Source organism: Phytohabitans sp. LJ34 (assembly GCF_052068095.1).
GTDB lineage: Bacteria > Actinomycetota > Actinomycetes > Mycobacteriales > Micromonosporaceae > Phytohabitans.
Genome location: NZ_JBQHDG010000011.1, coordinates 254303 through 280676, shown reverse-complemented (window position 1 = coordinate 280676; position 26374 = coordinate 254303). Strand labels below are relative to the sequence as shown.

At 71.0% G+C, this 26374-nt stretch carries 31 protein-coding genes; 17 read left to right on the top strand and 14 right to left on the bottom strand.

Annotated elements, in window-relative coordinates:
- Nucleotides 1-28 precede the first annotated feature (28 nt).
- Nucleotides 29-823: an SDR family NAD(P)-dependent oxidoreductase gene (locus tag ACTMTJ_RS21425; protein WP_441219235.1), complete on the top strand. Its 795-nt coding sequence runs from the start codon at nucleotides 29-31 to the stop codon at nucleotides 821-823.
- On the opposite strand, the gene ACTMTJ_RS21420 is transcribed toward ACTMTJ_RS21425, so the two are convergent.
- Genes ACTMTJ_RS21420 through ACTMTJ_RS21400 form a run of 5 tightly spaced genes read right to left on the bottom strand, consistent with a single transcriptional unit; the run spans nucleotide 811 to nucleotide 5492 of the window.
- Nucleotides 811-1539, bottom strand: a complete 729-nt coding sequence (locus ACTMTJ_RS21420; RefSeq protein WP_441219233.1) for an ABC transporter ATP-binding protein — start codon at nucleotides 1537-1539, stop codon at nucleotides 811-813. The genes ACTMTJ_RS21425 and ACTMTJ_RS21420 overlap by 13 nt on opposite strands.
- Entirely contained in the window at nucleotides 1526-2359 is an 834-nt protein-coding gene (locus tag ACTMTJ_RS21415; protein ID WP_441219231.1) for an ABC transporter ATP-binding protein, read from the bottom strand. The genes ACTMTJ_RS21420 and ACTMTJ_RS21415 overlap by 14 nt, the downstream gene beginning before the upstream one ends.
- Complete coding sequence (locus ACTMTJ_RS21410; RefSeq protein WP_441219229.1) at nucleotides 2352-3326, bottom strand: ABC transporter permease subunit; 975 nt, start codon at nucleotides 3324-3326, stop codon at nucleotides 2352-2354. The genes ACTMTJ_RS21415 and ACTMTJ_RS21410 overlap by 8 nt, the downstream gene beginning before the upstream one ends.
- On the bottom strand, nucleotides 3323-4198 hold the full coding sequence (locus ACTMTJ_RS21405; protein ID WP_441219227.1) for a branched-chain amino acid ABC transporter permease: 876 nt from the start codon (nucleotides 4196-4198) through the stop codon (nucleotides 3323-3325). The genes ACTMTJ_RS21410 and ACTMTJ_RS21405 overlap by 4 nt, the downstream gene beginning before the upstream one ends.
- A gap of 52 nt (nucleotides 4199-4250) precedes the next feature.
- Nucleotides 4251-5492, bottom strand: a complete 1242-nt coding sequence (locus ACTMTJ_RS21400; protein ID WP_441219225.1) for an ABC transporter substrate-binding protein — start codon at nucleotides 5490-5492, stop codon at nucleotides 4251-4253.
- Nucleotides 5493-5713: 221 nt separating this feature from the next.
- Here ACTMTJ_RS21400 and ACTMTJ_RS21395 point away from each other — a divergent pair, with 221 nt between their 5' ends.
- Nucleotides 5714-8854, top strand: a complete 3141-nt coding sequence (locus ACTMTJ_RS21395; protein WP_441219223.1) for a BTAD domain-containing putative transcriptional regulator — start codon at nucleotides 5714-5716, stop codon at nucleotides 8852-8854.
- Here the strand turns inward: ACTMTJ_RS21395 and ACTMTJ_RS21390 are convergent.
- Both ACTMTJ_RS21390 and ACTMTJ_RS21385 read right to left on the bottom strand, forming a co-directional pair.
- Nucleotides 8838-9581, bottom strand: a complete 744-nt coding sequence (locus ACTMTJ_RS21390) for an ABC transporter permease (protein WP_441219222.1) — start codon at nucleotides 9579-9581, stop codon at nucleotides 8838-8840. The two genes, ACTMTJ_RS21395 and ACTMTJ_RS21390, sit on opposite strands and share 17 nt — an antisense overlap.
- On the bottom strand, nucleotides 9578-10519 hold the full coding sequence (locus ACTMTJ_RS21385; protein WP_441219220.1) for an ATP-binding cassette domain-containing protein: 942 nt from the start codon (nucleotides 10517-10519) through the stop codon (nucleotides 9578-9580). Before ACTMTJ_RS21385 ends, ACTMTJ_RS21390 begins: the two co-directional genes overlap by 4 nt.
- Before the next feature lie 155 nt (nucleotides 10520-10674).
- Here ACTMTJ_RS21385 and ACTMTJ_RS21380 point away from each other — a divergent pair, with 155 nt between their 5' ends.
- Nucleotides 10675-11511: a DUF4097 family beta strand repeat-containing protein gene (locus ACTMTJ_RS21380; protein ID WP_441219218.1), complete on the top strand. Its 837-nt coding sequence runs from the start codon at nucleotides 10675-10677 to the stop codon at nucleotides 11509-11511.
- A 47-nt stretch (nucleotides 11512-11558) separates the two neighbouring features.
- Here ACTMTJ_RS21380 and ACTMTJ_RS21375 read toward each other — a convergent pair whose 3' ends face one another.
- The gene (locus ACTMTJ_RS21375) at nucleotides 11559-11996 is read right to left on the bottom strand and encodes a CBS domain-containing protein (RefSeq protein WP_441219216.1); all 438 of its coding nucleotides are present in this window, start codon (nucleotides 11994-11996) and stop codon (nucleotides 11559-11561) included.
- Nucleotides 11997-12099: 103 nt separating this feature from the next.
- Between ACTMTJ_RS21375 and ACTMTJ_RS21370 the strand changes: the two genes are divergently transcribed.
- Nucleotides 12100-12279 carry a hypothetical protein gene (locus ACTMTJ_RS21370; protein ID WP_441219214.1) on the top strand — a complete coding sequence of 60 codons (180 nt, stop codon included), beginning with the start codon at nucleotides 12100-12102 and terminating at the stop codon, nucleotides 12277-12279.
- A gap of 67 nt (nucleotides 12280-12346) precedes the next feature.
- On the opposite strand, the gene ACTMTJ_RS21365 is transcribed toward ACTMTJ_RS21370, so the two are convergent.
- Nucleotides 12347-12574 (bottom strand): helix-turn-helix transcriptional regulator, encoded by a 228-nt coding sequence (locus tag ACTMTJ_RS21365; RefSeq protein ID WP_441219212.1) that lies wholly within the window; start codon nucleotides 12572-12574, stop codon nucleotides 12347-12349.
- Nucleotides 12571-12978 (bottom strand): hypothetical protein, encoded by a 408-nt coding sequence (locus tag ACTMTJ_RS21360; protein WP_441219211.1) that lies wholly within the window; start codon nucleotides 12976-12978, stop codon nucleotides 12571-12573. Before ACTMTJ_RS21360 ends, ACTMTJ_RS21365 begins: the two co-directional genes overlap by 4 nt.
- A 223-nt stretch (nucleotides 12979-13201) precedes the next feature.
- Between ACTMTJ_RS21360 and ACTMTJ_RS21355 the strand changes: the two genes are divergently transcribed.
- Genes ACTMTJ_RS21355 through ACTMTJ_RS21315 form a run of 9 tightly spaced genes read left to right on the top strand, consistent with a single transcriptional unit; the run spans nucleotide 13202 to nucleotide 18831 of the window.
- A complete protein-coding gene (locus ACTMTJ_RS21355) occupies nucleotides 13202-14590 on the top strand; it encodes an FAD-binding oxidoreductase (protein WP_441219209.1) in 1389 nt (462 codons plus the stop codon).
- A gap of 59 nt (nucleotides 14591-14649) precedes the next feature.
- Entirely contained in the window at nucleotides 14650-14829 is a 180-nt protein-coding gene (locus ACTMTJ_RS21350) for a hypothetical protein (RefSeq protein ID WP_441219207.1), read from the top strand.
- Nucleotides 14814-15206, top strand: coding sequence for a VOC family protein (locus tag ACTMTJ_RS21345; RefSeq protein WP_441219205.1), 393 nt, complete (start codon nucleotides 14814-14816; stop codon nucleotides 15204-15206). The genes ACTMTJ_RS21350 and ACTMTJ_RS21345 overlap by 16 nt, the downstream gene beginning before the upstream one ends.
- A 13-nt stretch (nucleotides 15207-15219) precedes the next feature.
- Entirely contained in the window at nucleotides 15220-15369 is a 150-nt protein-coding gene (locus ACTMTJ_RS21340; protein WP_441219203.1) for a hypothetical protein, read from the top strand.
- A 55-nt stretch (nucleotides 15370-15424) separates the two neighbouring features.
- Nucleotides 15425-15895: a heme-degrading domain-containing protein gene (locus ACTMTJ_RS21335; protein ID WP_441219201.1), complete on the top strand. Its 471-nt coding sequence runs from the start codon at nucleotides 15425-15427 to the stop codon at nucleotides 15893-15895.
- A 35-nt stretch (nucleotides 15896-15930) separates the two neighbouring features.
- Nucleotides 15931-16875, top strand: coding sequence for a phosphotransferase enzyme family protein (locus ACTMTJ_RS21330; protein ID WP_441219200.1), 945 nt, complete (start codon nucleotides 15931-15933; stop codon nucleotides 16873-16875).
- A 16-nt stretch (nucleotides 16876-16891) separates the two neighbouring features.
- Complete coding sequence (locus ACTMTJ_RS21325) at nucleotides 16892-17821, top strand: alpha/beta hydrolase family protein (protein WP_441219198.1); 930 nt, start codon at nucleotides 16892-16894, stop codon at nucleotides 17819-17821.
- Entirely contained in the window at nucleotides 17805-18149 is a 345-nt protein-coding gene (locus ACTMTJ_RS21320) for a hypothetical protein (RefSeq protein ID WP_441219196.1), read from the top strand. The genes ACTMTJ_RS21325 and ACTMTJ_RS21320 overlap by 17 nt, the downstream gene beginning before the upstream one ends.
- A 22-nt stretch (nucleotides 18150-18171) precedes the next feature.
- Complete coding sequence (locus tag ACTMTJ_RS21315; RefSeq protein ID WP_441219194.1) at nucleotides 18172-18831, top strand: MSMEG_1061 family FMN-dependent PPOX-type flavoprotein; 660 nt, start codon at nucleotides 18172-18174, stop codon at nucleotides 18829-18831.
- Nucleotides 18832-18838: 7 nt separating this feature from the next.
- Here ACTMTJ_RS21315 and ACTMTJ_RS21310 read toward each other — a convergent pair whose 3' ends face one another.
- The gene (locus tag ACTMTJ_RS21310; RefSeq protein WP_441219192.1) at nucleotides 18839-19936 is read right to left on the bottom strand and encodes a hypothetical protein; all 1098 of its coding nucleotides are present in this window, start codon (nucleotides 19934-19936) and stop codon (nucleotides 18839-18841) included.
- A gap of 91 nt (nucleotides 19937-20027) precedes the next feature.
- Between ACTMTJ_RS21310 and ACTMTJ_RS21305 the strand changes: the two genes are divergently transcribed.
- The gene (locus tag ACTMTJ_RS21305) at nucleotides 20028-20462 is read left to right on the top strand and encodes a methyltransferase domain-containing protein (protein ID WP_441219190.1); all 435 of its coding nucleotides are present in this window, start codon (nucleotides 20028-20030) and stop codon (nucleotides 20460-20462) included.
- A 58-nt stretch (nucleotides 20463-20520) separates the two neighbouring features.
- Here ACTMTJ_RS21305 and ACTMTJ_RS21300 read toward each other — a convergent pair whose 3' ends face one another.
- Entirely contained in the window at nucleotides 20521-21732 is a 1212-nt protein-coding gene (locus ACTMTJ_RS21300; RefSeq protein WP_441219188.1) for an RCC1 domain-containing protein, read from the bottom strand.
- Between the two features lie 361 nt (nucleotides 21733-22093).
- Nucleotides 22094-23344 carry a prolyl oligopeptidase family serine peptidase gene (locus ACTMTJ_RS21295; protein WP_441219186.1) on the bottom strand — a complete coding sequence of 417 codons (1251 nt, stop codon included), beginning with the start codon at nucleotides 23342-23344 and terminating at the stop codon, nucleotides 22094-22096.
- Nucleotides 23345-23488: 144 nt separating this feature from the next.
- Here ACTMTJ_RS21295 and ACTMTJ_RS21290 point away from each other — a divergent pair, with 144 nt between their 5' ends.
- The 3 genes from ACTMTJ_RS21290 to ACTMTJ_RS21280 all read left to right on the top strand — a co-directional run bounded on the left by ACTMTJ_RS21290 (nucleotide 23489) and on the right by ACTMTJ_RS21280 (nucleotide 25125).
- Nucleotides 23489-23917, top strand: a complete 429-nt coding sequence (locus ACTMTJ_RS21290) for an MmcQ/YjbR family DNA-binding protein (protein ID WP_441219184.1) — start codon at nucleotides 23489-23491, stop codon at nucleotides 23915-23917.
- 81 nt (nucleotides 23918-23998) lie between these two features.
- Nucleotides 23999-24286, top strand: a complete 288-nt coding sequence (locus ACTMTJ_RS21285; RefSeq protein WP_441219182.1) for a hypothetical protein — start codon at nucleotides 23999-24001, stop codon at nucleotides 24284-24286.
- Between the two features lie 101 nt (nucleotides 24287-24387).
- Nucleotides 24388-25125, top strand: coding sequence for an aminoglycoside N(3)-acetyltransferase (locus ACTMTJ_RS21280; protein WP_441219180.1), 738 nt, complete (start codon nucleotides 24388-24390; stop codon nucleotides 25123-25125).
- A 377-nt stretch (nucleotides 25126-25502) separates the two neighbouring features.
- Here ACTMTJ_RS21280 and ACTMTJ_RS21275 read toward each other — a convergent pair whose 3' ends face one another.
- Nucleotides 25503-26264: a DUF5995 family protein gene (locus ACTMTJ_RS21275; protein WP_441219178.1), complete on the bottom strand. Its 762-nt coding sequence runs from the start codon at nucleotides 26262-26264 to the stop codon at nucleotides 25503-25505.
- Nucleotides 26265-26374 lie beyond the last annotated feature (110 nt).

Below are 26374 nucleotides of genomic sequence, written 5' to 3'. Positions count from 1 at the left end.
CCAAACGCTTGCTTGGTAGCCTAGCCGGGTGAGTGACGACTTTTCCGGCCGGCCCGGCGGGGCCGCCACGGACGACTTTTCCCACCGGGCCGGCGGGGCCCTCGTGGTCGGCGGCACCGGTGGCATCGGCGCGGAGGTGAGCCGGCTGCTCGCCGCCCGGGGCAGCGCCGTCGCGCTCACCTACCGCGGCAACGAGACCGCCGCGCGGCGCCTCGCCGAAGAGGTGGGCGGCGCGGCGTACCAGCTGGACCTGACCGACGCGGCCGCCTGCGGCGCGCTGCTCGCGCGGGCCGGCGAGGCGCTCGGCGGCCTGCATACGGTGATCTACGCCGCCGGTCCCCACGTACCCATGCTGCACCTCAGCCGCGTCGGGCCGGACCAGTTCCGCGACCAGCTGGAGCAGGACGTGCTCGGCTTCTTCCACCTGCTGCACGCCGCGCTGCCGCACCTGCGCCGGTCGAAGGGCAGTCTTGTCGCGGTCACCACGGCCGCCACCCGCCGGTTCCCGGTACGGGACGGCCTCTCCGCGGCGCCGAAGGGCGCGGTGGAGGCCCTGGTGCGGGGCGTGGCCGTGGAGGAGGGCCGGTACGGCGTGCGGGCCAACTGCGTCGGTCCGGGCATGCTGACCGACGGCATGGCGCAGCGGCTGATCGCCTCCGGCGACCTGGACGAGCGGGCCCTCGACGTGGCCCGCGCGAACATCCCGCTGCGCACGTTTGGCACCGCCCGGGACGTGGCCGAGGCGGTCTGCTTCCTGGCCAGCGACCGGGCCCGCTTCGTCACCGGCCAGCACCTGGCCGTGGACGGCGGCTACACCGCCTGACCGACGGCGCGCCGCTCCGCGCCCATCGCCGCGCGGTAGGCGTCCTCCAGGGCCCGGCCGCCGTCCTCCCGCTCCGCGACCACCTCACCGCGCACCAGTACGTAGCCGCGGTCCACTATGGATCGTGTGGCGCCCAGCGCGGGCTCGGCGATCAGCACGGCCACGCCCTGCTTGGCGAGCGCGGCGACGGTACGGGCCAGCTCCTGCACGATCAGCGGCGCGAGGCCGGTCGTCATCTCGTCGAGCAGCAGCACCCGCGGCGAGCCCATGAGCGCCCGGGACACCACCAGCATCTGCTGCTCGCCGCCGGAGAGCACACCGACCAGGCTGCGCCGGCGGGTACGCAGGATCGGGAACCGGTCGAGCGCTTCGTCCACCGCCGACCGGGGCAGCCGCAGCAGTTCGGCCATCACCTGGAGGTTGTCCACGACGTTCAGCCGCGGGAAGAGCTGCCGGCCCTGCGGCACGATCGCCATGCCGGCGCGGGCCCGTGCGGCCGGGCGCAGCCGGCTCACGTCCTGCCCGTCCAGCAGGATCCGGCCGGTCGACGGCACCGAGCCGTAGGCGGCCACCAGCAGGCTGCTCTTGCCGGCACCGTTCGGGCCGACGAGCGCGGTCACCTTGCCGGCGGGCACCGTGAGCGATACGCCGGCGAGGGCGCTGGCGTGTCCATAGCGGACGGTCAGCCCTTCCACCCTCAGCTCACGACCGGACATCCTGCACCTCCTCCCCGATCTGGCCTGTCTCCTCACCCAGCTCGTCCGCGTCCGGCACCGATCCGAAGTAGACGGTCTGCATCTCCGGGCTGGACAGGCATTCGCCCGGGTCGCCGTCGAACACCACGCGGCCGCGGTCGAGCAGCATGATGCGGTCGACGAGTCCGGCCACCAGGTCGACGTTGTGGTCGACCAGGATCACCGCGTGACCGCGCCGCTGCACGGTGCGGATCACCTCGGCGATGCCGAGCACGCCCTGCGCGTCCGACCCGGCGAACGGCTCGTCCAGCAGCATCACGACCGGGTCCTGGCCGAGCGCCCGGCCGACCTCGACGAGCCGCTGCTCGCCGAGGGTCAGGTCGCCGGCCAGCCGGTCCAGGCCCTCGATGCCCAGCTCGGCGGCGAGCGCCTCGACCGCCGCCCGGTCGGCCGGCGGATCCGGGCGCAGCGCGCCGAGTACCGCGCCGGCGGCCATCCGCCACACGGTGGCGTGGCGGCGGGCGGCCCGGCCGAGCAGCAGGTTCTCCCGGACCGACAGCTCCAGCGCCAGCTGCGGGTACTGGAACGTCCGGCCGAGGCCGGCGCGGGCGCGCCGGGACGCCGGTCCGGAGAGCCGGGCGCCGCGCAGCACCAGCTCGCCCGCGGTCGCCGCCTGCGCGCCGGAGATCAGGTCCACCAGTGTGGTCTTGCCCGCGCCGTTCGGACCGACGAGGCCGAGGATCTCCCCGGCGTCGACGTGGAAGGACACGTCGTCCAGCGCGGTGACGCCGCCGTACCGCTTGGTCAGGCCGCGCCCCCGCAGCAGCGAGTCCTCAGCCATCACGCCCCCTCCGGGCCAGTGCGAACCCGCGGCGGCGCAGCTGGTCCGCGTACCCGATGACGCCGCGCGGCGCGACGAGCAGGATGACCAGGACGCCGAGCGCCAGCACCAGCGTGCCGCTGGTCTCGATGGCCGGGAAGTTGAGCGTCAGCTCCACCGCGATCGCCGCGCCCGCGACCGCGCCCCACGGCGTCCCGCCCCCGCCGATCAGCGGCATGAAGATCGCCAGGAACACGATGTTCAGTGTGAACGTGTCCGGTGTGACGCTGCCCGCCGCATACGTGAACAGGCCGCCGCCGACCGCCGCGATCGCCGCGCCGAGGGCCAGCGCCACGAGGTTCATCACCGGCACCCGCACTCCGGACGCCTCCACCGCGCGGGGCGCGTCCCGCATGGTCCGCACGATGACGCCCCATGCGGACAGCCGGGCCCGGTCGAGCAGGAACGCGATCGCGCACACCACCACGACCGAGCCGACCACGACCTGGTAGTGCGAGGGCGTCCAGCCGAGGATGTCCAGCTCGCGCAGGTTGCCCAGCCCACCCGAGCCGCCGGAGACGCTCTCCGCGTCGACCAGGAACGCGGTGAACGCCATCCCGAACAGCAGCGTCACCGCGGCCAGGAAGAAGCCGGACAGCCGGCGGGTGACCAGGCCGAGCAGCACCGCGACAAGAGCCGCCGCCGCGGGGCCGAGCAGCCAGGCCAGGACGAGCGGCAGATCCGTCTTGGTGGAGAGCAGGCCGACCGCGTACCCACCGATGCCCGCGTAGGCGCCGTACGCCATCGACAGGGAGCCGGCCATCAGGTACGGCACGTACATGCCCAGCGCGACGAGGGCGTAGGTGGCGGCCGCGGTGACGAGGGTCTGGCGGTACCCGTCGGAGCCGACCCAGACCAGCACCAGCGCGGACAGTACCGCGCCGATGGCGAGACCGCCGAGACCGGGGGTGCGTAAACGAAAGGTCATGCTCGTACCGTCCGTACGAACAAGCCCTGCGGCCGCAAAGCGAAGAACAGCAACGCGACCAGCAGCAGACCGTACACATGGGAGTGTCCGCCGAAGTAGTACGGGACGAACACCTCGACGGCGCCGAGCAGCAGCCCGCCGACGAGCGGCGCCCACACCGAGCCGGTGCCGCCGACGACCACCGCGAGGAAGCCGGAGACCGACCAGCTCAGCCCGGACAGCGAGTTCACGCCCGCCTTCGGCGCGAACAGCAGCCCGGTCACCGCCGCCAGTACCCCGGCGAGCAGGAACGCGACCAGCCGGATGCGGTTGACCGGCAGGCCGAGCAGCCGTGCGGCGTGCGTGCTGTCACCCACCGCGCGCAGCAGCCGGCCGGTCCGGGTGTACCGGATCCACAGCGCGGTCGCGACAAACGCCACCACCGTCGCCACCATCAGCAGCAGCGCGCTGGGCTGGAGCGTGGCCGGGCCGACCGTCACCGGGTCGAAGGTGGCCAGGCTCTGCCCGGGCAGCGTCGGGTGGCCGAACAGGTACCCGGCGAACTGCTGGATCGCGAACAGCACGGCGGCGACGGCGACCAGCGCGGGCAGCTCACCGCCACCGCTGCGCCGCTGCACCGGGCGGACCACCACGAGCTCGGTCAGCGCGGCCAGCACGACGGTGGCGCCCACCGCGATCGCCGCCGCCGGCCAGACCCCCATGTCGTACTCGATGACGAGCCAGGAGGTGCACAGCCCACCCATCATCGCGTACGGCCCGATCGCGAAGTTGAAGAAGCCGGCGCCTACCAGCACGAGGTAGTACGCCAGCGCGAGCATCCCGAAGAAGCAGCCCATCTCCAGCGCGGAGAGCCAGAGCTGTAGTTCCGTCATCACGACTCCTCGGCGGCTCCGGGGCGGTTGTGGCCCGCCCCGGAGCCGGCAGTCAGGCCGGGGCGCAGGGCGGCTGGTAGGCGGCCCACGGCCCCTTGGGCTTGTTGTCCGCGCCGAATTCGATCAGGGACAGCCCGCACAGCCCGTCGGCGCCCAGGTGCTTGGTGGCCGAGAACGAGAGCGTGAAGCTCGCCTGGCCGAACGCCGCCTGGTATCCGCTGATGCCCTGGATCGCCTGGTTGAGCTTGGCCGGGTCGTCCGGTCCACCGGCCTTCTCGATGGCGAGCTTGAGCAGCTGCACCGAGTCCCACGCCTGCGCGTCGTACGCGGTGATCTCGTAGTCGTCGCCGTTCTTCTGCTTGAGCAGGTCGGTGAGCGCCTTGGTGCGCGGGTTCTCCTGGTTGATCGAGCCCATGAAGATCAGGCCCTCGAGCGCGCCGGCGTTGGCCAGCTTCCACGACGACGGCTGGTTGCCGATCGAGGCCAGCGAGAACCGCGGCTTGTCCTTGAGCTGAGCGGCGAGCGTGTTCTGCGCCAGCACCTCGAAGGCGCCGCCCACGCTGGTCACCAGGATCGCGTCGACGTTGGCGTTCTTGAGCCGGGCGACCTGTGCGGACAGGTCGGAGGCGTTGGCCGCGCCCTTCTCGGTGGCACCGACCTGCACGCAGGACATCGCGCCGAGCAGCGCCTTGTTGAGCGCGGCGATCGTCGTGGTGTCGTCGGCGAGGATGCCGATCTTGGCGATGCCTTTGGCCTGGAACGCGCCGCAGTAGACCTTCGCCCAGTCCGCGGTCGTGTTGGCCAGCATGTAGATCAGCTCGTTGTTGGGCGGGTCGACCAGCGTGGAGGTGACGCCGGTCGGCGCGATCGCCGGCAGGCCGAGCTGGGTGAGCGTCGACTTGGCTTGGATGATCGCCGCGCTGCCGCTCTGGAGGAACAGCGCCTTGGCGCCCTTGCTGCTCAGCTTCTGGAGCGTGGCCGGGACCTTGGTGGGGTCGCTCTCGTCGTTTTCCACCACGAGCTGGATCGGCCGGCCCATGACGCCGCCCTTGTCGTTGATGTCCTGGACCGCGAGCCGGATGGTCTTGCCCGCGATCGTGCTGTACGAGGCACCAGGGCCGGTGCTGTCCTCGTCCATCCCGATGATGATGGGCGCGCCGGTCGCGGTGCCGTTGTCGGGTGCTTCGGTCTCGCCGTCCCCGCCGCCGCACCCGGCGGCGACCAAGGCGGAGACGGCCAGGACACCGACCAGGCGGGCCGCCCGGGATGCCGTCGTTGCTCTTGATACAGCCACGTCCTACCCCTTTGCCTCACAGCATCGGTCGTTTGGGGTTTTTAGTATGGTTCGTTGCGTTCAGTAATATTCTGACTAACCTAGCAAGCGCTTGGTTGTTAATCTTGCGGTCGACGTGGTGCGCTGTCAAGGTCGCGTCGTAACCAGGACGTAACGATGGCGCCCGCGACGTCACGGTCAGCGATCTCAGGCCCGCGGATCACCCGTGACAAAATCAGCCCGTGCAGATCGGGATACTTGGGCCGTTCGAGGTTCGTACGGACGACGGCGCCTCAGCCGACGTGCCGGGCGCCCGGCTGCGCGGGCTGTTGGTCGCCCTCGCACTCGAACCAGGTCGGGTGGTCCCGAAGGCGACGCTCGTCGACTGGATCTGGGGTGAGCAGCCACCCACCGACGCGGCGAACGCCTTGCAGCGCTTGGTTTCCCGGCTGCGCAAGGCGTTGCCGGAAGGTTCGGTCGAGGGGCACACCGACGGCTACCGGCTGACCGTGGCACCCGACGCCGTCGACGCCGTGCGGTTCGAACGCCTGGTCGCCCAGGCCCGCGACGACCAGGATCCGCGGCGACTGCCCCGGCTGCGCGAGGCACTCGGTCTGTGGCGCGGCGCGGCCATGCAGGACGTCGGCATGCAGGAGAGTGCGGCGTTCGACGCGGCGGTCACCCGGCTCGAAGGCCTGCGCCTCACCGCCATGGAAGACCGGTACGACGCGGAGATCAGCCTCGGCCACGGCGCGGAGCTGGTCACCGAGCTGACCGACCTGGTGGCCGCGCATCCGGTACGGGAACGGCTGGTCGCCGCGTTGATGCGCGCCCTCGTCGCGACCGGCCGCGACACCGACGCGGTGCTCGTGTACCAGCGCACGAGGGAGACCCTGGCCGACGAGCTGGGCATCGACCCGTCACCGGAGCTGTCCGCGTTGCACGTCGCGCTGCTGCGCGGCGAGCTGGGACGGCGGGAGGTGACCCGGAAGACCAACCTGCGCGCCGAGTTGACCAGCTACGTCGGCAAGGAGGCCGACGTCGCCGCGGTCCGCGACCTCGTCGCCAAACATCGGCTCACCACGCTGGTCGGGCCGGGCGGCACGGGAAAGACAAGACTGGCCACCGAAACCGCGCGCACGCTGCTCGACGACCTGCCGGACGGTGCCTGGCTGGTGGAGCTGGCGGCCATCGGCGCCGACGGCGACGTGGCACAGGCGACGCTCGCCGCGCTCAGCCTGCGGGACGCGCTGCTCGGCGAGGCGCCCGACGCGGAGCCGACCGACCGGGTCATCGCCGCGCTCCGCGAGCGGACGATGTTGCTGATCCTGGACAACTGCGAGCACGTGATCGACTCCGCGGCGGCGTTCGCCCATCGGGTACTCGGCGAGTGCCAGCGGCTGCGCATCCTCGCCACGAGCAGGGAGCCGCTCGGCATCACCGGCGAGGCCCTGTGGCCGGTCGCGCCGCTGGTCCTGCCCGCGGAAGGCGCCGACCCCGGCAAGATCGAGTCCTCTCCGGCGGTCCGGCTGCTGCGGGACCGGGCCGGCGCGGTACGCAACGACCTCGCCACCGACGCGCACACGTTGGAGACCATCGCGCGCGTCTGCCGCGCGCTGGACGGGATGCCGCTGGCGATCGAGCTCGCCGCCGCCCGGTTGCGCACCATGTCCCTCGACCAGCTCGCCAACCGGCTCGACGACCGGTTCCGCCTGCTGACCGGCGGCAGCCGCACCGCGCTGCCCCGGCACCGGACGCTGCGCGCGGTGGTCGACTGGAGCTGGGAGCTGCTCACCGACGCCGAACGGACGGTCCTGCGCAGGCTCTCGGTGTTCTCCGGTGGCGCGAGCCTGGAGGCGGCCGAGCGGGTCTGCGCCGGCGACCCGGTCGAGGCGTGGGAAGTTCTGGAACTGCTGACCGCGCTGACCGAAAAGTCGCTGGTGGTCGCCGACGGCGCGGGTGCGCCGCGCTACCGGATGCTCGGCACCATCAAGGAGTACGCCGTCCAGCGGCTCGCGGAGGCGGGCGAAACCGACGTGGCGCGCCGCGCGCATCTCGCCTATTTCACCGAGTTCGCCGAAACCGCGGAGCCGCACCTGCGCCGCGCGGAGCAGCTGGAGTGGCTCGCCGCCCTCGAGAGCGAACACGACAACATCGCCGCCGCGATGCGCGGTGCGCTCTCCGCCGGCGAGGCGGAGGGGGCGATGCGGCTCGCCGCCGGCGCCGGCTGGTACTGGTGGCTCGGCGGGCACAAGGTGGAGGGCAACGAGCTGTTCATGGCGGCCGCCGCCCTGCCCGGCGAGGTGCCCGACGAGACCCGGGCCGTGGTGTACGCGTACGTCACCGGGTTCCTGACCGCCGGGCGGGCCAGTGACGAGCGCCAGGCGGCGGAGTGGATCCAGGAGGTGTACCGGATCAACCAGCGTGTCCAGCGCCGCCACCCGGCGGTGTCGCTGGTGGCCGCGCTGGAAGGCATGCTGCGAACCCCGGACGCGTTCGAGTCCGCGTGGGAGCCGCTGCTCACCGACGACGACCCTTGGGTACGCGCCCTCGCCCGCCTCCAGCTCGGCAAGATGCGGATCCAGCTCGGCCGCGGCGAGCCGGATGCCGGCGAGTACCTGGAGACGGCGCTCGACGAGTTCCGCGCTCTCGGCGAGCGATGGGGGATCTCGTTCGCGCTGACCGAGCTGGCGGACCTCATCGCCGTGCGCGGCGAGTTCGCCGGCGCGTGCGACCACTACGAGCAGGCGATCGCGGTCGTCACCGAGGTCGGTGCCATCGAGGACGTCGTGCGGATGCGCTCGCGACAGGCCCAGCTGTACTGGCTGTCCGGCGACGAGGAGTCGAGCGCGACCGCGATGGCGGAGGCGCAGCGGTACGCCGAACGTGTCGCGTGGCCGGAGGCCTTGACCGAGCTGGCCCTGTCGAAGGCGGAGCTGGCCCGCTGGCGCGGCGACGCCGAGCAGGCGCACCGGCAGCTCGACGCCGCGACGGCCATGCTGGGCAACGCCGCCCAGCGGCCCAACATCCGCGCGATGGCGGAAGACCTGCTCGGCTACCTCGCCGAGGACCTCGACACGGCCCGCGCACACCGCGCGGCGGCCATCCAGGCGGCGTCCGATTCGGGGCACCCGCTCGCGATCGCCCGGGCACTCGTCGGGATCGCGGACCTGGCGCTGCGCCGCAAACAGTACGAGCAGGCCGCCCGGCTGCTCGCGGCGAGCGCGGGCGTGCGCGGCCTGCCGGATCGTTCCCAGCCGGATGTGGGCCGGATCGAGCAGGCCGCGCGGCGCCGCCTCGGTGATGTGGGGTTCACCGAGGCGGCGCGGGAGGGTGCGGGGGCGAGTTGGGCCGAGCTTGTCGCGGTCACGCTCGCTTCTTGAACGTGGCGGACGCCCACAGGTAGCCGACGATCCCGATCCCGACGCACCAGGCGAGCGCGGGGATCACGTCACCGGCGGCCGGCGCGCCGTTGAGCAGCCCGCGCAGGCTCTCGATGATCGGCGTGAAGGGCTGGTACTCCGCGAACTCGCGGACACCCGGCCCCATCTTGTCGGTGGGTGAGATCGCGCTGCTGAAGAACGGGAGCATGACCAGCGGCAGCGAGGCCAGACCCGCGGTCTCCGGTGACTTCGCCGCCAGACCCATGGCGATCGTGAGCCAGCCGGCCGCGAAACTGAGCAGCACCACCAGGCCGATCACGCCGAGCCACTCCATCAGGCTCGCCGACGGGCTGAAGCCCAGCGCGAAGGCGACACCGATGATCGCCGCGACGGCGAGCAGGTTGGTCAGCACGCTGGCGATCACGTGCCCGGTGAGCACCGCGCTGCGCGGCACGTCCATCACCTTGAACCGGTTGATGATGCCCTTGGTCGCGTCGGAGTTCACCGACACCGCCACGGAGCCCAGCCCGTAGCAGACGGCCAGCAGGAGCAGGCCGGGCGTGGCGTAGTCGACGTAGTCGACACCGACGCTGAACGCGTCACCGAACACGTACACGAACATCAACATGACCACGACCGGCATCAGGACCGCGTTGAACACCGTGGTCGGGTTCCGGGCGATGTGCTTGAAGTTGCGGCGCAGCATCACGATCGAGGGGGATTTCATTTCGCGGTTACCTCCGTGGTGTGGCCCGTCAGGGCGAGGAAGACGTCGTCGAGGTCGGGCGTGTGCAGGGTGAAGCCTTCGGCGTCCAGCGCGTACTCGCCGAGGCGGTCCAGCAGGGCCCGCACCGACTTCGTCCCGCCGTCGCTTGGCACCCGCAGGGTCAGTGCCTCGTCGTCGCGCGTGCCCTCGGGGATGATCCGCGCGGCCGTGTCGAGCTCCGCGACGGTGGTGAACTGGAGCCGGACGTGGGTGCCGGGGATCCGCCGCTTGAGCTCGTCCGGCGTGCCCTCGGCGACCAGGCGGCCCTGGTCGAGCACCGCGACCTGGTCGGCGAGCTGGTCGGCTTCTTCGAGGTACTGCGTGGTCAGGAAGATGGTCGCGCCGTCGGCGACCAGGTCACGGATGATCGACCACATCGTGCGGCGGCTGCGCGGGTCCAGACCCGTGGTCGGCTCGTCCAGGAAGATGATCCGCGGGTTGCCGACGAGCGTCATCGCCAGGTCGAGCTTGCGGCGCATACCCCCGGAGTAGGTCGACGCGGACTTGCGCGCCGACTCGGTCAGCTCGAACCGCTCCAGCAGCTCCGCGACGATCCGCTTGCCGTCGTTCGTGGCGATCCCGTTCAGGTCGACCATCAGCTGGAGGTTTTCCTGCCCGGTCAGCAGCTCGTCCACCGCCGCGAACTGACCGGTGACCCCGATCGCGGCCCGCACCGCCTTCGCCTCGGTCGCGACGTCGTGGCCGGCGACCCGGACCGTCCCGCCATCGGCCTTCAACAATGTGGTCAGCACGTTCACGGTCGTGGTCTTGCCGGCGCCGTTCGGACCGAGCAGGGAGAAGATCGTCCCCGCACGCACGTTCAGGTCGATGCCGTCGAGCACGACTTTGTCTTTGTAGGCCTTCCGTAGCCCGGAGGCCGTGATCGCTAGCTCTGTCATGCCGGCAACTGTCATGCGCCGGGCTGACACCGCCCTGTCACGCCCCTGACAGGCCCCGAGCGGGCGCCACGTCAGCGCCGTGACGGTCCGGTGTCAGGACGGTTGGCGACCGTAGCCCCATCGACGAACACGCACACCACAAAGGGAGATTCGCGATGCCTACCTTCGCCACGCCGGAACCGATCACGGCCACCTTGACCACCGCGGGCGCCGAGGTGCGGATCGCGGCGAGCGACCGGCTGGACACCGTCGTGCTGGTCGAGCCCATCGACAGCGCGAACAAGTCGGACGTGAAGGTGGCCGAGCGCACCAAGGTCGAGTTCACCGCCGGCGAACTGTCGGTCAAGACCACCAAGTCCGGCGACAAGGACGGCTCGGTCGCCATCACGGTCGAACTGCCGGCCGGTTCCCGCCTGGTCCTGCACACGGCGTGGACGGACGTACACGCCGACGGCCGGCTCGGCGAGTGCGAGCTGAACATGGCCTCCGGGCAGGTCCAGCTCGACCACGTCGCCGCGCTGCGCGCCAACCTCGCCGCCGGCGGGGTCGCCATCGGACACATCGCCGGGACCGCCGAGATCGAGGGCGGCGCGGCCGGCGTGCGGATCGGGGAGGTCGAGGGCACCGTCAGGTACGAGGGCTCGACCGGAAAGGTGTGGATCGGCCACGCCCGGTCCGACGTCGACCTCGGCGGCTCCAGCGGCAGCTTCGACATCGACCGCGCCGAGGGCAGCGTCACCGCCAAGGCCGGCAACTGCCCCATCCGGATCGGCCGGATGACACGCGGCCAGGCTGACCTGACGAACGCGTCCGGAGGCATCGTCGTCGGCGTCAGCGAAGGCACCGCCGCCGTGGTGGACGCCAAGAGCACCAAGGGCGTCGTGCGCAACTCGCTGCCCACGCACGACAGCGCCGGCGACCACGACGACAAGGTCCGGATCTACGCACACACGCGGCTCGACGACGTCGTCATCCACCCCGCGACCGCCTGAGTCACCACCCGATGTGGGCGCCCACCACGGCGCCCACATCGGCCCGCTCAGCGGGTGCTGCCGGAGATGTAGCTCGTCAGCGCGGCCCGCTCACTTTCCAACTCGTCGATGCGGTTTTTGACCACGTCGCCGATGCTGACGATCCCGCTCAGAACACCGTCGACGACGACCGGCACATGGCGGATCCGGCGGTCGGTCATGAGCCGCATCAGCTCCTCGACGGACGCGTCCGGCACGACGACGTGTACCGTCGCGGTGTGGATGGCGGTGACCGGCTGGTCCAGCACCGCGGCACCCCGCTCGGCCAGCGCCCGGACGACGTCTCGCTCGCTGACGATGCCGTCGACCGACCGGCCGTCGACCGACACCACGACGGCGCCGATCCGCTGCTCGCCGAGCAGTGCCACCAACTGCCGCACGTCACTGTCGGGACGGATCGTCACCACCCTGCCGCCCTTGATCCGCAGTACGTCGCTGATCCGCATCTGGACCCTCCGGGGCACACTATCCAGGACATGGCCGTGCCGTTCCAGCCTAGGCCCATTCCGCCGCCGGGTAGGACAATCGAGCTCCAGGAAAGGAGGGGCGATGAGTGAAGACCACGATCGCGCCGAGCCCTTCACCGACGACGAGCTGGCCTTCCTGCGGCACGTGCGGTTCGGCAGCCTGCCCGCCCGGGTGCGCCCGGAAGACCTGGTAGAGACCGAGGAGGCCGACCGCTCGCGCGAGGAGCCCCAGGAGCCCATGGTCCCCCGGGAATGGGGCTAGGGACCGCTGGCCCGCGGTGACGCCGGCACCTGCGCTGTCTCCGAAAACCCAATCCTGAAGATGTGAGCTACCGCGACGTCCGTGTGTCGTCCGTCGGGTCCGCCCGGTCGGGCAGGAAGATCTCCTCGATGGTCTGGCCGAAGACATCGGCGATGGTGAATGCCAGGGGTAAGCTGGGGTCGTACCGCTCAGTCTCGATGGCGTTGATGGCCTGCCGGGAGACCTTGCACCGGTCGGCCAGGTCGGCCTGGCTCCACCGGCGGGCGGCTCGCAGCTCGCGTAGGCGGTTCTTCATCGGTTGAAGCGGGTGCGCAGGTCTGCGGTCACCTGCCAGATGGCCAGCCCGCCGATGAGTATCGGCTGCGTGAGCTGATGGAGCTGGACGACGCCGGCGGAATCGAGCACAGTGCCCACTTGCAGCGCCACGAGGACGACCGCGAACGCGATGGCCATGCTCTCCAGCTGGACCTTGCGAAGGTATTCGTCCGCACGTCGGAACGCGCGCAGCAGGACCCAGGCCACGGCAAGCGCGAACATGCCGGTAGCGGCGATCCACCACGCCTTCTGAGTGGCGCTCTGGTCGGGACTGCTGCCCAGCGCCAGCGCCACGCAGCCCAGCGTGACCACCGGAATGCCGTCGATGAGGACGACGCGGCGAGCCGCGCGTGCCACTTGAGCCTGCTGTGCTTCTTTCGCCATGAGACGAAGGTAAAGTGTCCCTTCCACATAGTCAAGCGTCCTTGACTTTACGGAAGGCACACCTTCCATCAGCCCTCGTCGACACGCCCGCGGTAGACCACGGACGTGGCGGTTGCTCACTGGATCGCCGCGGGCACCGGGGCGGCGGCGCTGAAGGCAGAATGAAGCAGGCCTGTGGTTGGCTCGGGCCCTCGAAAGGTGGACCCGGCGGGAGGTGGTCTGGATGGCTCTCGCACAGCTGCGCCGCGAGGTGAACGGTCACGTGCTGCTGCCCGAGGATCGCGGCTACGACGACGCGCGCACCGTGTGGAACTCGATGGTGGATCGCCGGCCGGCGATGATCGTCCGGTGCGCGGACCCCTCGGCCGTCGCCGCGGCCATCCGGTTCGCCGACGCGGAAGGGCTCGAGATCGGCGTGCGGTGCGGCGGGCACAGCGTCGCGGGCATGTCCGTGCCGGACGGTGGGCTGATGCTCGACCTGACCCCGATGGCCGCGGTGCGGGTCGATCCCGACCAGCGGCGGGCCTGGGTGCAGGGCGGCGCGCTGCTCGGCGCCCTGGACCGCGCCACCCAGCCGTACGGGTTGGCCACCCCGGCGGGCAACGTCTCGCACACCGGCGTCGGCGGGTTGACCCTCGGCGGCGGCATGGGCTGGCTCGCCCGCATGCACGGCCTCACCTGCGACAACGTGACCCGGTTCGACCTGGTGACCGCGGACGGTGAGCGGCTGAGCGCCACCGAGTCGGTCAACCCCGACCTGTTCTGGGGGCTGCGCGGCGGCGGGGGCAACTTCGGCGTGGTCACCGAGTTCGAGTTTCGCCTGCACCACACCGGCACCGAGGCGCTGGTCCTCGACCTCTACTACCACCCGCAGGACGCGGTGCCCGCGCTGCGGCTGTGGCGAGACCTGATCCCGCACGCGCCGCGCGAGGCGACCTTCACCGCGTGGGTCGGCACCGCGGGAGCGTGGCCGTTCCTTCCGCCGGCGCTGCACCACCGTTCGCTGGTGAGCGTCGGGCTGGTCTGGATCGGCGACCCCGACGACGGGCGCGACCAGCTCGCCGCGGTGCGCGCGGCCGCACCGCCGGCCGTCGAACGCGTCCGGCCGATGAGCTACCTCGACCTCCAGACCATGGACGACACCCAGGAGGGGCACTACCAGCGCAGGTACTGGAAGGGTCACTACCTGCGGGCGCTGAGCGACGACGCGATCGACGCCTTCGTCGGCCGAGGTGTGCCGGCCGGCGCCGACGACGACGTCGCGCTGCTGCCCGCGGCGAGCCTCCAGGCGTACGGCGGCGCGATCGCCGAGCTGGGCTCGGACGACACGGCCTTCAGCCACCGCGACGTGTTCGTGGAGTTCGTGGCGAGCGCCGCGTGGACCGACCCCACCGAAGACGAGCGCCGGATCGCGGCGGCCCGGCGGTACGGCGCCGCCGTCGAGCCCTTCGCCAGCGGCGCCTACGTCAACGCGCTCACCGACGAAGGCGCGCAGGGCGTGCGCCGCGCCTACGGCCCCGCGAAGCTCGCCCGCCTGCGCGAGCTCAAGCGCCGGTACGACCCGGAAAACCTCTTCCACCTCAACCACAACATCTCGCCGGCCGACGCGTGAAAGGCCACTGAAAGGGTTCGCTGTCTAGTCTTCGGTGGACACGAAGGCGAGGTCCGCCGGTGGACGAGGGCGAGGACACGTTGCGCGTGCCGAACAGCGCACTGGAGGCACCGATCCTGGGAGCCGTCGTCTTCCTGCCGTCGGCCGGGTTGCTGGCGGTCGGCGCCCGCCGCATGCGACGCGAGGGGGCGGGCGGTGAGCACCGCGTCGCTATGGTGTGGGGATGGCTTGCCGGATAACCGAGCTCGTGCTGGACGTACACGATCCCGAGCTGCTCGCCCGCTTCTGGTGCGAGGTTCTCGGCTATGTCGAGCTGGAGCGCGCGGACGACGGCGCCATCGAGATCGGCCCGGCCGACGCCGGCTTCGGCGGCCCGCAGCCGACCATCGTGCTCAGCCCGACCGACGAGCCCAAGACAGGCAAGCTGCGCCTGCACATCGACGTCAACCCGACCGACCGCGACCAGGACGCGGAGCTCGAGCGGCTGCTCGCGGCGGGCGCCCGGCGGGCCGACGTCGGCCAGACCGGAAACGAAAGCTGGCACGTGCTCGCGGATCCCGAGGGCAACGAGTTCTGCCTGCTGCGCCGGCGTGTGGAGCCGGTGCCAACGCCATGACCGAGGGGCCGTGTTGAACGACGGGCCTACGGTCGCCGAGCGGCTGTACCTGCTGGTGCACGGCCAAGTGAAGGAGTTCGTCCTGACCGCCGCCCTGGTCGGCGCGGTCCTCGGCGAGCTGCGGCTGCACGGCCGGTGGACCTCGACGAGGACCTCTGCTTAGGACGTTGGCCTCTGCTTAGATCGTTCGCGAGGATCGAGGAAGGGAGCGGTACGCCGTGACGCCGGAGCTTCAGGAGCAGGAAGAACGCCTCCAGTTCGACCGCTTTGACCATGACGACGCCTGGGACCTGGGAAACCTGCTGGTCAGGCTCGCCAGAGAGCGCGGCCACGCGATCACCGTCGACATCCGCCGCGGCGACCACCAACTCTTCCACTACGCGCTCGCCGGCACCTCCGCCGACAACGACGACTGGATCGAACGCAAGATCCGCGTCGTGCGCCGGTTCGGCCACAGCTCCTACCTCGTCGGCCAGTCCTACCGCGACCGCGGCAAGACCTTCGACGAGGAACCCCACCTCGATGCGGCTTTGTACGCCGCGCACGGCGGCTGCTTCCCGATCATCCTCAAGGGCACCGGCCCGGTCGGCACCGTCACCGTCTCGGGCCTACCGCAACTCGACGACCACCGCCTCGTCGTCGAGGCCATCGGCCTCTTCCTGGACGCCAAGGAAAACACCGCCTCGTAAAGACTGGGCGACAGGGCCGCCAGGGAGGCGGACGCGTGACCGATACGGCGCGGCCGAAAGCAACCTCGGTGATCGATCCCGAAGTGTGCGCGCGTTGGCGGCTGACGCCCGGCCCGGTACTCGCGAACCGGTTGAACGGCACCTGGGAGGCCACGCGAAAAGGTACCGCGGTAATCGTGAAGTACTTCGACGATGCGACCTTTCCTGACTGGCGGTACCCGTTGCGGGTCGCGGCGGCGCTGCGGGCCCAGGGCTGGCCTACCCCCGAACCGGTCGAGGAACCGCTGATCGGCCCGAACGGAGCGTGGGTGCTGCTCCACCGGCTACCCGGCCGACCCGCGCGCCCCGCCGAGAAGGACAAGCCCGCCGAACGGCGAGCCCGCGGCCGGCTGTTGGCGCGGCTCCACTCGGCCGCGGCGGCCACGGGCATCGACGATCAGCGAGGCGGGTTTCACGCACCCGCGGACGTCGTCACAGACCCCGAGCTGGAGCGCTGGCTTCGGCGGCACGAGGAGGCGAACCCGGACCAGGGACGTACGCTGCGGCGCTGTCAGGAGGCCGCGGCGTTGTGGTTCACCGACCACCCCGACCCGGACGCGCCGCGCAGCGTCATCCACGGTGACTTCACGCCGTGGAACCTGCTCTTCGACGACGGACGGCTGACCGGCCTGCTCGACTTCGAAGCCACCCACCACACCTTCCAGGTCGCCGACTTCGCGCTGTCCTGGCGCGGGTACCAGGACGACGTGCTACGAGGTTACGACGAGGTGCGCCCGCTGTCAGACCTTGAGTGGCACCTCGTGCGACCGACCTACTGGGCGTGGCTGTTTCTGGGAGTCAAAGACGCGCTGGCCGCCCACTACGGCCCGACAGCCAACCCGAGCGAACCGCTGAACCTGCGATGGCAACTCGCCCACGCCGGCAAGCATTCTCCACTGATCGCCCGCAAGACCGGCGCGATACCACCACGGTCCGGATGACGCCCATACTGGCCGTGTGGAGCTTTATGTCGACGCTGAGGATGTCTCGCTGCCCGCCACATTGGACACACCGCCCAACGGTCCCGCGCGCGCCGGCGTGGTCGTCCTCCACGGCTCAGCCACACCGCAGCGTTCGTCTTTGCTGTACGAGCATCTGGGACGCGTGCTTTCCCGGGCTGGCGTGGCAGTGCTGCGCTTCGACCGCCGCCCGCGCGCGCACGGCGACGTGCCGTTTGCCGTCCAGGCGGACGACGCCCTGGCGGCGGTCGCACGGTTGCGCCGCGAGATCGGCGGTGTCCCTGTGGGTCTGTGGGGCTGGAGCCAGGGCACCTGGCCGGCGACCGCGGTGGCGGCCCGCCAGCCGGAGCTGATCGCATTCCTCATCCTGATCGGCACCTGCGGGGTGAGCCCAGCGCTCCAGATGCGGTACGGGACCGCCCAACAGTTGCTGCTGAACGGTTACGGTGACGCCGACCTCGCCGAGCTGGCCGCGCTACGCCAAGCCCTCGAGAGCGTGGTCCGCGGGCTCATCGACCGCCGGAGCGCTCAAACGGTCGTCGACCGCTATGCCGACCGGCCCTGGTTTCCACTGGCCTACGTCCCCCGCGACCTCCGCGACCACCCTGGCACCTGGGACGACATGGACTATGACCCCGAGCCGTTCATCGCACAGGTGCGCTGCCCGACGCTGCTGTTCTACGGCGAGAAGGACGAATGGACCCCGGCCGAGCAAAGCATCGACATATGGCGGCGCGCCGCCGGCACCCGTGACCTGACCATCCGTGAGCTCGCCGGCTGTACGCACGCACCGACGCTCGCCGGCGCCGACACGCCCGAATCCATCAGCCCCGAATACACCAGCGCGCTGCTCGCCTGGCTGGAGGAACGAATCACGGTTACCGCCGGCGCCATCGGGGAACCGTACCCCGATGAGCAGCTACCGTGATCCGGCCTTGCGCGGCGCCGTCTACCCCTCGGAAGAGGAGATCGAGCCGGCCGGCGCCGGCGTGGAGCCGGTGTACGACAGCGAGCCCGGCCCACGGCCGGCGCGGGCGGCCGCCTCCGCGCCGCCACGCGAGGTGGACACCCAGGCTCGCTCGATTGTGAGCCGGCACCCGGACGGCTCGGTGGAGGTGGTCACCGACTTCGATGGCGACGGCATCGCCGACGTGGTGCAGCTCGACCTCGACGGTGACGGGGTGCCGGACGTCACCTACATCGACCGCGACCGGGACGGCCGGCTCGACACCGTGCTGCGCACCCCGGAGAACTGACGGCAAAAGGTAGAGTCGGTGAATGAAAGAAGCCCTCGCCGCCAGCGCCTTCGACTCGCTGCGCCTCGACGCCGTGCGCGACCTGGAGGCGTTGCGCCGGGTCTACGAGCTGCCCGGCGACAGGGCGGTGCGCAAGCAGATGACCGAGCTCACCGAACAGACCCGGCGGTTGATCGGCTGCGCGTCGCTGGTGCTTGTCGCCAGCGTGGACGCCGAGGGCGGCTGTGACATCTCCCCGCGCGGCGGCCCCGCCGGCTTCGTCAGCGTCCTGGACTCACGGACGGTGGCGATACCGGACGCGACCGGCAACAAGCGTCTGGACAGCCTCCAAAACGTCGTCGCCACCGGACGGGCCGCGCTGCTGTTCGTCATCCCGGGGCGCACCACGACGCTGAGGGTAAACGGGCGGGCCTGCGTCTCCACCCGCCCAGATCTGCTGTCGCGGCTGACCGCCGTGGGCAAGCCGCCGGCCAGCGCGCTGGTGCTGGGGATCGAGGAGGTCTACCCGCACTGTCCCAAGGCGTTCCTGCGCGGCGCGGTCTGGAAGCCGGATCAGTGGCTGCCGGCGCACGCCCAGCCGACCTCGGCCGAGGTGACACTGGCCCAGCTGCGGATGCCGGAGCTGACGATCGCCGACATCGAGCAGACGGAGGCGGACGCGCTGAAGTACCGGTACGAGTAACGCGCCACTAGTGTGCGGCGGCGGGTTGGTGCCTGGTGTCGGGTAGGAAGAGGACGCCGAGCAGCAGCCCGTGCAGTGCCGCGATGACCGGCATGCCCGTCCAGTACTCGACCACGTCGGGCAGCCCGCCCGCGGCGATCGAGGCGGCCGCGAGGTAGATGCTCCAGGTCACCAGTGCGGCCAGGGCGGCGAAGGTCCAGTACCGGCCACGGCGGCCCGGGCTCGGCCGGAGCCACCAGACCAGCGCGTCCACCGCTATCCCGGCCAGCACGATCGCGGCGAACGTCGAGGGGTATTCGAAGGCGTCCACCGAGCAGCTCAGAAATCCGAAGACGCCGTACACCGCGGTCGCGGTCCCTGGCGGTATCGGCCATCTGCGGGCCAGCAGGAGCATCGGCGCCAGCAGCATGGCGTTGGTGAGGGCGATGTCGCCGGCCAAGGTGGCGGCCCGGGTCCGGGTCGTGCCGTCGCCCTCGCGGATGGTCGAGAACGCCTGGACGATCGACTCGGCCGACCAGCCCGCGGCGTTGGCGAACGTGAGATACAGCCCGAAGAGGCCGGCGGCCGCGCCGGCGCTGAGCGCGGCGGGCAGGAAACGGGACAGCGGCGGCGCGGCCGGCATCGTCGGGTTGGCCCAGGCCGACCGCAGCGGGCTGGTGAGGATCAGCAGCATCGACGCGCCGAGCCCGAGGTGGCTCGGGCTGAAGACCGCGGCGAGGCTCTGTTCGATACCGAAGACGCTGTGCCAGATCAGGTCCGCCAGCGCCGAGAGCAGGAACACGCCCAGCGCCAATATGGTCAGCCCGTAGCCGACCGGGACGGCGTCGATGCCGCGACGGCCGGTCAGGATGTTGCGCCACACCAGCCAGCAGACCCAGCCGGCGGTGGCGACGAAGCCAGAGTAGAAGACGGCGTGCCACGGCGTGAAGAACGTCTCCAGCTGCGGCCGGTTGGAGTGGGCCCACGCGTCGACAAACAGCCCGATGACAAACCAGATGCCGGCCAGCAGGGTGACGACGTCATCCCGGCGCGACGCCAGCGGCCGGCTCTGGATCGTCGAAGAGGCTGGCCACCAATGCTCGCGCAGCCTTGCGGCAACGGCCATCGCGATCCTCCCCAGCCAGATAGACCACGAGAACCTCAATATAGACGGCCTTCGAGATACATGGCTATCCGGCGACGCTACGATCCAACCTGTGCCGGCACAACTGTCACGCCGCCTCGCCGCCGTCGTGGACGCGCTGCCGATCCAGCCGCACTTTCGGGTGCTCGAAATCGGCTGCGGTCCGGGGGCGGCGGCACGAGCGGTCGCCGCCCGGCTTACCACCGGCCACATCCTCGCCATCGACAGGTCCGCCGCCGCCATCGCCCAAGCCGAAGGCGCCTCGACAGACGAGATCCGGTCCGGACGGATGAGCCTGCGGCAGGTCGCGGCCGAAGAGTTCGCGTTGCAAGCCGGCGAAGAGCCGTTCGACCTCGTATTCGCTGTTCGGGTGGGTGCCCTCGACGGGCGCCATCCTCAGGCCGGCCGGCACGTGCTGCGACGCGTCGCCGAGGCGACCACCCCGCACGCCCGCCTCTTCGTCGACGGCGGGGATCCGCTTCGTGAGCTGCCCATCCCGCGATCCTGAACACGACCATGCCGTCGGCCTGCGCCGCGACGCGGCGCAGGCCGACGGCATAGCGCGGTCAGCCCGGAAGGATCACCTGTGCCGGGGTCGTCCGTTGGGTGGTGGTGCCGTCGCCCAGTTGGCTGGACATGTTGTTGCCCCAGCACCACAGGCCGCCGTCGGTGTGGACCGCGCAGCTGTGATAGCTGAGCGCGAGGCCGCCGGTCCAGGTGGTGGCGGTGCCGACCCGGGTGGGGGTGGACCGGTTGGTCGTGGTGCCGTCGCCGAGCTGTCCGGTCATGTTGTTGCCCCAGCACCACAGGCTGCCGTCGGTGCGGGACGCGCACGCCGCGGTGAAGCCCGCGTCGATCCTGCTCCAGGTGGTGGTGTTGCCGACCTGGACCGGCGTGGTCTGGTGGGTGCCGCTGACACCCAGCTGCCCGTACCCGTTGTCGCCCCAGCACCACATGGTGCCGTCGGCGCGCGTCGCGCAGGTGAAGGTGTATCCGGCCGTGACCCGGGCCCACGTGGTGACCGTGCCGACCTGCGTCGGAGTTTCCCGGTAGCTCAGAACGCCGACACCGAGCTGTCCGGACGAGCTGTCGCCCCAGCACCACAGCGTGCCGTCGGTGCGGGTGGCGCAGGTGTGCGCGAAGCCGGTCGCGACGCTCGCCCAGGTCGTCGCCGTGCCGACCTGCACCGGCGTGGTGGCGGTGTAGACGGATGCGCCGACACCCAGCTGCGCGCTGCGGTTGCTGCCCCAGCACCACAGCGTGCCGTCGGTCCGGGTGGCGCAGGTGTGGCTGTCGCCGGCGCTGACGCTGGCCCACGTGGTGGCGGTGCCGACGCGCACCGGGGCGCTCCGGTTGGTGGTGGTGCCGTCACCGAGCTGACCCCGGTGGTTGCCGCCCCAGCACCACAGCGTGCCATCCGTCCGGATCGCGCACGTGTCGCTGGTGCCGGCGTCGATCCTGGCCCAGGTGGTGGCGTCGCCGATACGGACCGGGGTGGTCCGGCCCTCGGTGGTGCCGTCGCCGAGCGCGCCGGTGAAGTTGCCGCCCCAGCACCAGAGCGTCCCGTCGGTGGGGATCGCACACGTGTGTTCGTAGCCGGCGGCGACGCTGGAAACCGCGGGGGCGGCGAGCGAGGCACGCTCGCTGGCGGCAGCCATGCCCCCCGTGACTCCGATGGCGAGCACGGCGGCCACGGCGGTCATCGCCGCCGCGGCGATGACCGTTTTCGCCGAACGCCGCCATCGAGCCCGCGGCCAACCGTCCTGATCTTCACTCATGTAGTATTTCTCCCCAAAAAAGTACGACAATGCAGAAAGGGTGATGATGACATTGCCCTGATTGCTTGCCCGCGCGGCCCACCAATTCATAGCATCGATCTTCAACATTGACTAGAGACAATGCCATTTTGGTGATTTGAGCTACCGCGATGTCCGTCGTGGTCCAGACCGCTGCTCCCGCGGCCGCACCCGTCCGCCGTTGGTCACGCGGTTTGGTCTTGCGCCGCGGACCCGGCAGCGGAGGTCGGGGACTTCGGCTCGCTCTGCGAGCCGCCGACCGGAGCGGTGCCCGCGGGAGCAAACGGTCCGCAGGTGACGCGGACGCGGGCAAATATGCCTCAATAGGATCGGGGCGATCCGATCAGCGTCGTTGCGCGGCCATCCACTGCCAGATGTGGGTCCGGCCGATGCTCGGGTCGTTGCGGGCGACGTAGATCCACGACCAGTGGCCCGGAAACTGGTGACCGTCCCAGATGACGTTGTCGTACAGGCTCATGAGGGCGCCGGGGATGAGCTCGTGCGCGTGCACGGTGTTGGGCTCGGGCGGCACCGTCGTGTCGTCGCGGGAGGTGACCAGCCAGGTCGGGGTGCTGATCCCGCGCAGCTCGGCGTCGGTGATCATGGTCGGCCCGCCGGGCTGGAGGGACGTGACGACGCCGCAGATCGGCACGGACGCGGCGAAGAGGTCAGGATAGACGGTCGTCATCTTCATGCTCATGTAGCCGCCGTTGCTGCATCCGGCGACGTAGACACGCTCGGGGTCGACGCTGTGCCGGCGGACGAGATCGCGAACGATCTCGCGGATCAGCGGGGCGAAGCGGGGACCGTCCTCGAGCCAGTACGAGGTGCTCTGCGGGGCGACGACGTAGGCGCCCGAGAAGACCCGTTGCGCCTCCCGCGTGGCGAAGCCGAGCGCGCCGCGGTTGGCCCGCAGCGTGGTCTCGTTGTCGTAGTAGCCGTCCGGCAGGGACGCGCCCTCGCCGCCGCCGTGCAGCCAGACGACCAGCGGACGCCGGCCGCGCGCGGTGGGCGTGTACAGCCGGTACTTCATGCCCGAGCCGGAGCGGTGGTAGCTGAACGCGTCGACCTCGGGGTTGACCAGCCGGCCCTGGTCGAAGCGGGTGATGGTGACCGGGCGGCCGCCGCGCAGCGCGATCGGGGCGTGCTGCGTGATCGTGTAGACGAGGTCGAGCCGCACGTTGCGGCCCTTGCTCAGGATGTATCCGAGGGTGCCGCCGCCGAGCTGGCCCTCGCCGTGGCTGAGGTCGAGGACGATGTTTCCGCGCCGGTCGAGCCGGATCGCGGTGACCGCGCGGTCCAGGTCGTACTCGCTGAAGATCTGGTCTCCGGGGGCGATCGGGATCGGGCTGGTGGCCTTGGCGTGCACGCTGAAGGTGCCGGTCGTCAGGCTGGCCGGGTCGATCCGGCCGAGCCGAGCGGTGTGGAGGGTGACCGAGGTGACCTGCTCGCCGCCGTCGAGCACTTCGGCGTCGAGGACGAAACTCACCCGGGTGGTCCGGCGGTCGCTCGCGTGGGCGGCGACCCCGGGCACGGTCAGGCCGGCGCCGGCACCGGCGGTGGCGGCCAGCAGGGCACGACGACTGACAGACATGGCCATATGTCGACTCCTCGCCTCGATCTCACGCTATCGGCGGCGGCCGCGAAGCGAAATACCACGCTGATGATCATCTATGACGAGCTCGGTACGGTCCGGGACCGCGGAGGATTGTCGGACCCACCGGATAGCGTCCGGCGCGTGACCGGCCCCGCAGACGTTCCTCCCGAAGTCCTCGACCGGCTCCGGCCGATCTGCCTCGGGCTGCCGGAGACCTACGAGGAGCCGGCGTGGGTGGGCATCCGCTGGCGCGTCCGCAAGCGCACGTTCGCCCACGTGCTCACCGCCGACCCCGACCACCAGATGGCCTACGCGCGGGCCGCCGCGATCGACGGCCCGACGTGCGTGTTGACGTTCCGGTCCCCCGGCGACGAGATCGACGGCCTCGTCACCGGTGGCTACCCGTTCTTCAAGCCGGGCTGGGGCGCCGACGTGGTCGGCATGGTGCTCGACAGAGACGTCGACTGGACCGAGGTCGGCGAGCTTCTCACCGAGAGCTACCGCGTCCTCGCGCCGAAAAAGCTGGCCGCACAGGTCGACCGGCCACCCGGCGGCGCCCTACCCGGGTGACGGTCCGGCGGCCCGGTCCTGCACCCTGGGGCGTGGGCTTACATTGGGGATCCCGCTGGCGGGCACGGTCGAGGGGGTCTCATGGCGGTCGGGAGTGCACAACGCCGTCAGGAGCGCAAACCTCTCGTCGAGGCGTCGTTCGCTCCTCGGGAGGTCGAGGCCGCGCTGGATCTGCTACACCTCACGGACATGGCCTGGCACGACTGCTACGGCCCACGCGAGCTGGAGATACCCGCCCGGGTGCTCGATGACGTGCTGCTGCTCGCCCGGGGCGATCCCGCCGCGCTGATCAGCGTCGCTCGCGCGGCCGTCATCGACTTTCGCGACGTCCGTGTGGCCGCCGACCACGAGCGTGCGAAAGGCCTGTAGCGGGCCGCTGCCGGTGGCGCGTCGCCCGGTAAGGTCGGCTGATCGCTACCGACCTGCCGCACACGCGCGCCTCGCTCGCCGACGACCTGAGCCTGCTCGGCGTGCGGCGCGGGTCGGTGCTGCTGGTGCACTCGTCGCTGAAGGCCCTCGGCTGGGTCTGCGGCGGTCCGGTCGCGGTGGTCCAGGCGCTGCTCGACGCGCTCGGCCCGGACGGCACCCTGGTGGTGCCCACGCACACCCCGGACAACAGCGACCCGGCCGGCTGGCAGCACCCGCCGGTGCCCGAGTCGTGGTGGCCGGTGATCCGCGCGCACATGCCCGCGTTCGACCCGGCGGTGACGCCGAGCCGGTGGATGGGCCTGGTCGCGGAGACGGTGCGCACGTGGCCCGGCGCGCGCCGCAGCGACCATCCCCAGGTGTCGTTCGCGGCCGTCGGCCCGTCCGCCGAAGCCGTCGTGGGCGGCCACCAGGTCGACGACATGCTCGGCGAGCACTCCCCGCTAGGCGCGGTCTACCGGCTGGACGGCGACGTGCTGCTGCTGGGCGCGGGACACCACACCAACACCTCACTGCACCTGGCCGAGTACCGGCAGCCGAACCCACCGCGGCGGTGGGAGGGTGCCGCGGTGCGCGCGCCTGACGGGCAGACCTGGGTCCGCTGGCAGGACGTCGCCATCGACGAGAGCGACTTCCACCAGGCGGGCGCCGCGTTCGAGACGACCGGCGGCGCGCTTACCGGCCGGGTGGGCGCGGCCGAGTGCCGGCTGATGCGCCAGCGCGCACTCGTCGACTTCGCCACGGGGTGGCTCGCGGCCCATCGAACGCCGCCCCTCAGCTAGGAGACCTTTCGCGGTCGCGGTGTCTTCGCAGGAATGCCGAGCAGCGCATAGCCATGCGACCCGCGCACACCCTCAGGGCACCTTCGCGGCCGCCGATGAACCATTTGTCGCGTCTCTTGCGGCCGGCAAGAGACACCCCAAGTGGATCTAGATACCTTTTCGGCGGCAAGGTCGCCGCGGTCTCGAAAGCTCGACGCCGTCGCGGTCCATGCCACTGCTGTCGCGGACTCACCCGGTCCGCCGCTGGCCACGCTCACCCAGGGACGCACGGTCCTTTGTCCACGATGTCCATTGCCGAGGGCGACGGGCACCAGATCAGACAGAGGCGCGGTCACCGCGAGTAACCGCAGGAGGAGCCGCGGCGACCTCGACCCCGGTCACCGCTCCGCGGCGTGGTCGAGGTGTGTGATCACGGCTGGCACGTCGTCGCTCTCGGTGGCCGCGATGATTTCCATCGCCGGGCGTAGCAGGCCGCTCGGACGGGCGATCAGCCTCGCGAGCACCGCGGCCCGTACGTCGAGGCGGTCGACCGTCTCCGCGCGTTGTGCGCCGGTCTGCCCGGCGAGGAGGACCGCGTTTTGCCAGGCCTCCCGCCGGGCTTGCCGGATGCTGAAGTCGAGGATCTGCTCGTCGGTGCGGCCGCCGAAGCGGTCCAGGAGCCACAGGTATGGCGAGACCGCGCCGACCGCCTCCTGTACCGCGAGCGCCACCCGGGCGAGGATGTCGTTTATCAGCTGGAAGTCGCGGTGCAGACCGTGGATCTCCTGGCCCGGTGACGTCTCCGCGGCGGCGATGGCGAGATCCAGGTTGATGTGGGCGCTCACACCGAGCAGCAGGTGTTGCACGATGATGGTGTCTCCGCGGTCGACCAGGCCGAACGCCTCGCGCCAGCAGCGCGGCCCGCTCCGGTCGCGCTGCCAGGCGTCGTACGCGGCGAAGTACCGGTTGCCGAAGATGGTGTCGAACCGATCCATCCGCGCGCCGTCGTCGAACTCTCCGTTGTGGATGGCCGTGCGAACCTCGACCGTCACCTGGCGGTACAGCGAGGCGAAGTAGCCCACGCGGTCACCGGCGGCGTATGCCGCGCGCACGATCGCGGCGAGCGCGTCGACGACGCCGTCGATGTTTTCCGCCGCCACGGGTCTTCGCCGGCTAGTTGGACCAGGTGTAGCCCGCCAGGGCGGCCCCGGCCTGGGCCAGGCCGAGGACGACGGCTGCTCCGGTGGCGGTCAAGAGGGCGGCGACGGTC

Bases quoted from the DNA above. Each gene is read 5' to 3' on its own strand.
- ACTMTJ_RS21420 (WP_441219233.1), bottom strand. From the start codon at position 1,539: ATGTCCGGTCGTGAGCTGAGGGTGGAAGGGCTGACCGTCCGCTATGGA.
- ACTMTJ_RS21415 (WP_441219231.1), bottom strand. From the start codon at position 2,359: ATGGCTGAGGACTCGCTGCTGCGGGGGCGCGGCCTGACCAAGCGGTAC.
- ACTMTJ_RS21410 (WP_441219229.1), bottom strand. From the start codon at position 3,326: ATGACCTTTCGTTTACGCACCCCCGGTCTCGGCGGTCTCGCCATCGGC.
- ACTMTJ_RS21405 (WP_441219227.1), bottom strand. From the start codon at position 4,198: ATGACGGAACTACAGCTCTGGCTCTCCGCGCTGGAGATGGGCTGCTTC.
- ACTMTJ_RS21390 (WP_441219222.1), bottom strand. From the start codon at position 9,581: ATGAAATCCCCCTCGATCGTGATGCTGCGCCGCAACTTCAAGCACATC.
- ACTMTJ_RS21385 (WP_441219220.1), bottom strand. From the start codon at position 10,519: ATGACAGAGCTAGCGATCACGGCCTCCGGGCTACGGAAGGCCTACAAA.
- ACTMTJ_RS21380 (WP_441219218.1), top strand. From the start codon at position 10,675: ATGCCTACCTTCGCCACGCCGGAACCGATCACGGCCACCTTGACCACC.
- ACTMTJ_RS21375 (WP_441219216.1), bottom strand. From the start codon at position 11,996: ATGCGGATCAGCGACGTACTGCGGATCAAGGGCGGCAGGGTGGTGACG.
- ACTMTJ_RS21370 (WP_441219214.1), top strand. From the start codon at position 12,100: ATGAGTGAAGACCACGATCGCGCCGAGCCCTTCACCGACGACGAGCTG.
- ACTMTJ_RS21365 (WP_441219212.1), bottom strand. From the start codon at position 12,574: ATGAAGAACCGCCTACGCGAGCTGCGAGCCGCCCGCCGGTGGAGCCAG.
- ACTMTJ_RS21360 (WP_441219211.1), bottom strand. From the start codon at position 12,978: ATGGCGAAAGAAGCACAGCAGGCTCAAGTGGCACGCGCGGCTCGCCGC.
- ACTMTJ_RS21355 (WP_441219209.1), top strand. From the start codon at position 13,202: ATGGCTCTCGCACAGCTGCGCCGCGAGGTGAACGGTCACGTGCTGCTG.
- ACTMTJ_RS21345 (WP_441219205.1), top strand. From the start codon at position 14,814: ATGGCTTGCCGGATAACCGAGCTCGTGCTGGACGTACACGATCCCGAG.
- ACTMTJ_RS21320 (WP_441219196.1), top strand. From the start codon at position 17,805: ATGAGCAGCTACCGTGATCCGGCCTTGCGCGGCGCCGTCTACCCCTCG.
- ACTMTJ_RS21315 (WP_441219194.1), top strand. From the start codon at position 18,172: ATGAAAGAAGCCCTCGCCGCCAGCGCCTTCGACTCGCTGCGCCTCGAC.
- ACTMTJ_RS21310 (WP_441219192.1), bottom strand. From the start codon at position 19,936: ATGGCCGTTGCCGCAAGGCTGCGCGAGCATTGGTGGCCAGCCTCTTCG.
- ACTMTJ_RS21300 (WP_441219188.1), bottom strand. From the start codon at position 21,732: ATGAGTGAAGATCAGGACGGTTGGCCGCGGGCTCGATGGCGGCGTTCG.
- ACTMTJ_RS21295 (WP_441219186.1), bottom strand. From the start codon at position 23,344: ATGTCTGTCAGTCGTCGTGCCCTGCTGGCCGCCACCGCCGGTGCCGGC.
- ACTMTJ_RS21285 (WP_441219182.1), top strand. From the start codon at position 23,999: ATGGCGGTCGGGAGTGCACAACGCCGTCAGGAGCGCAAACCTCTCGTC.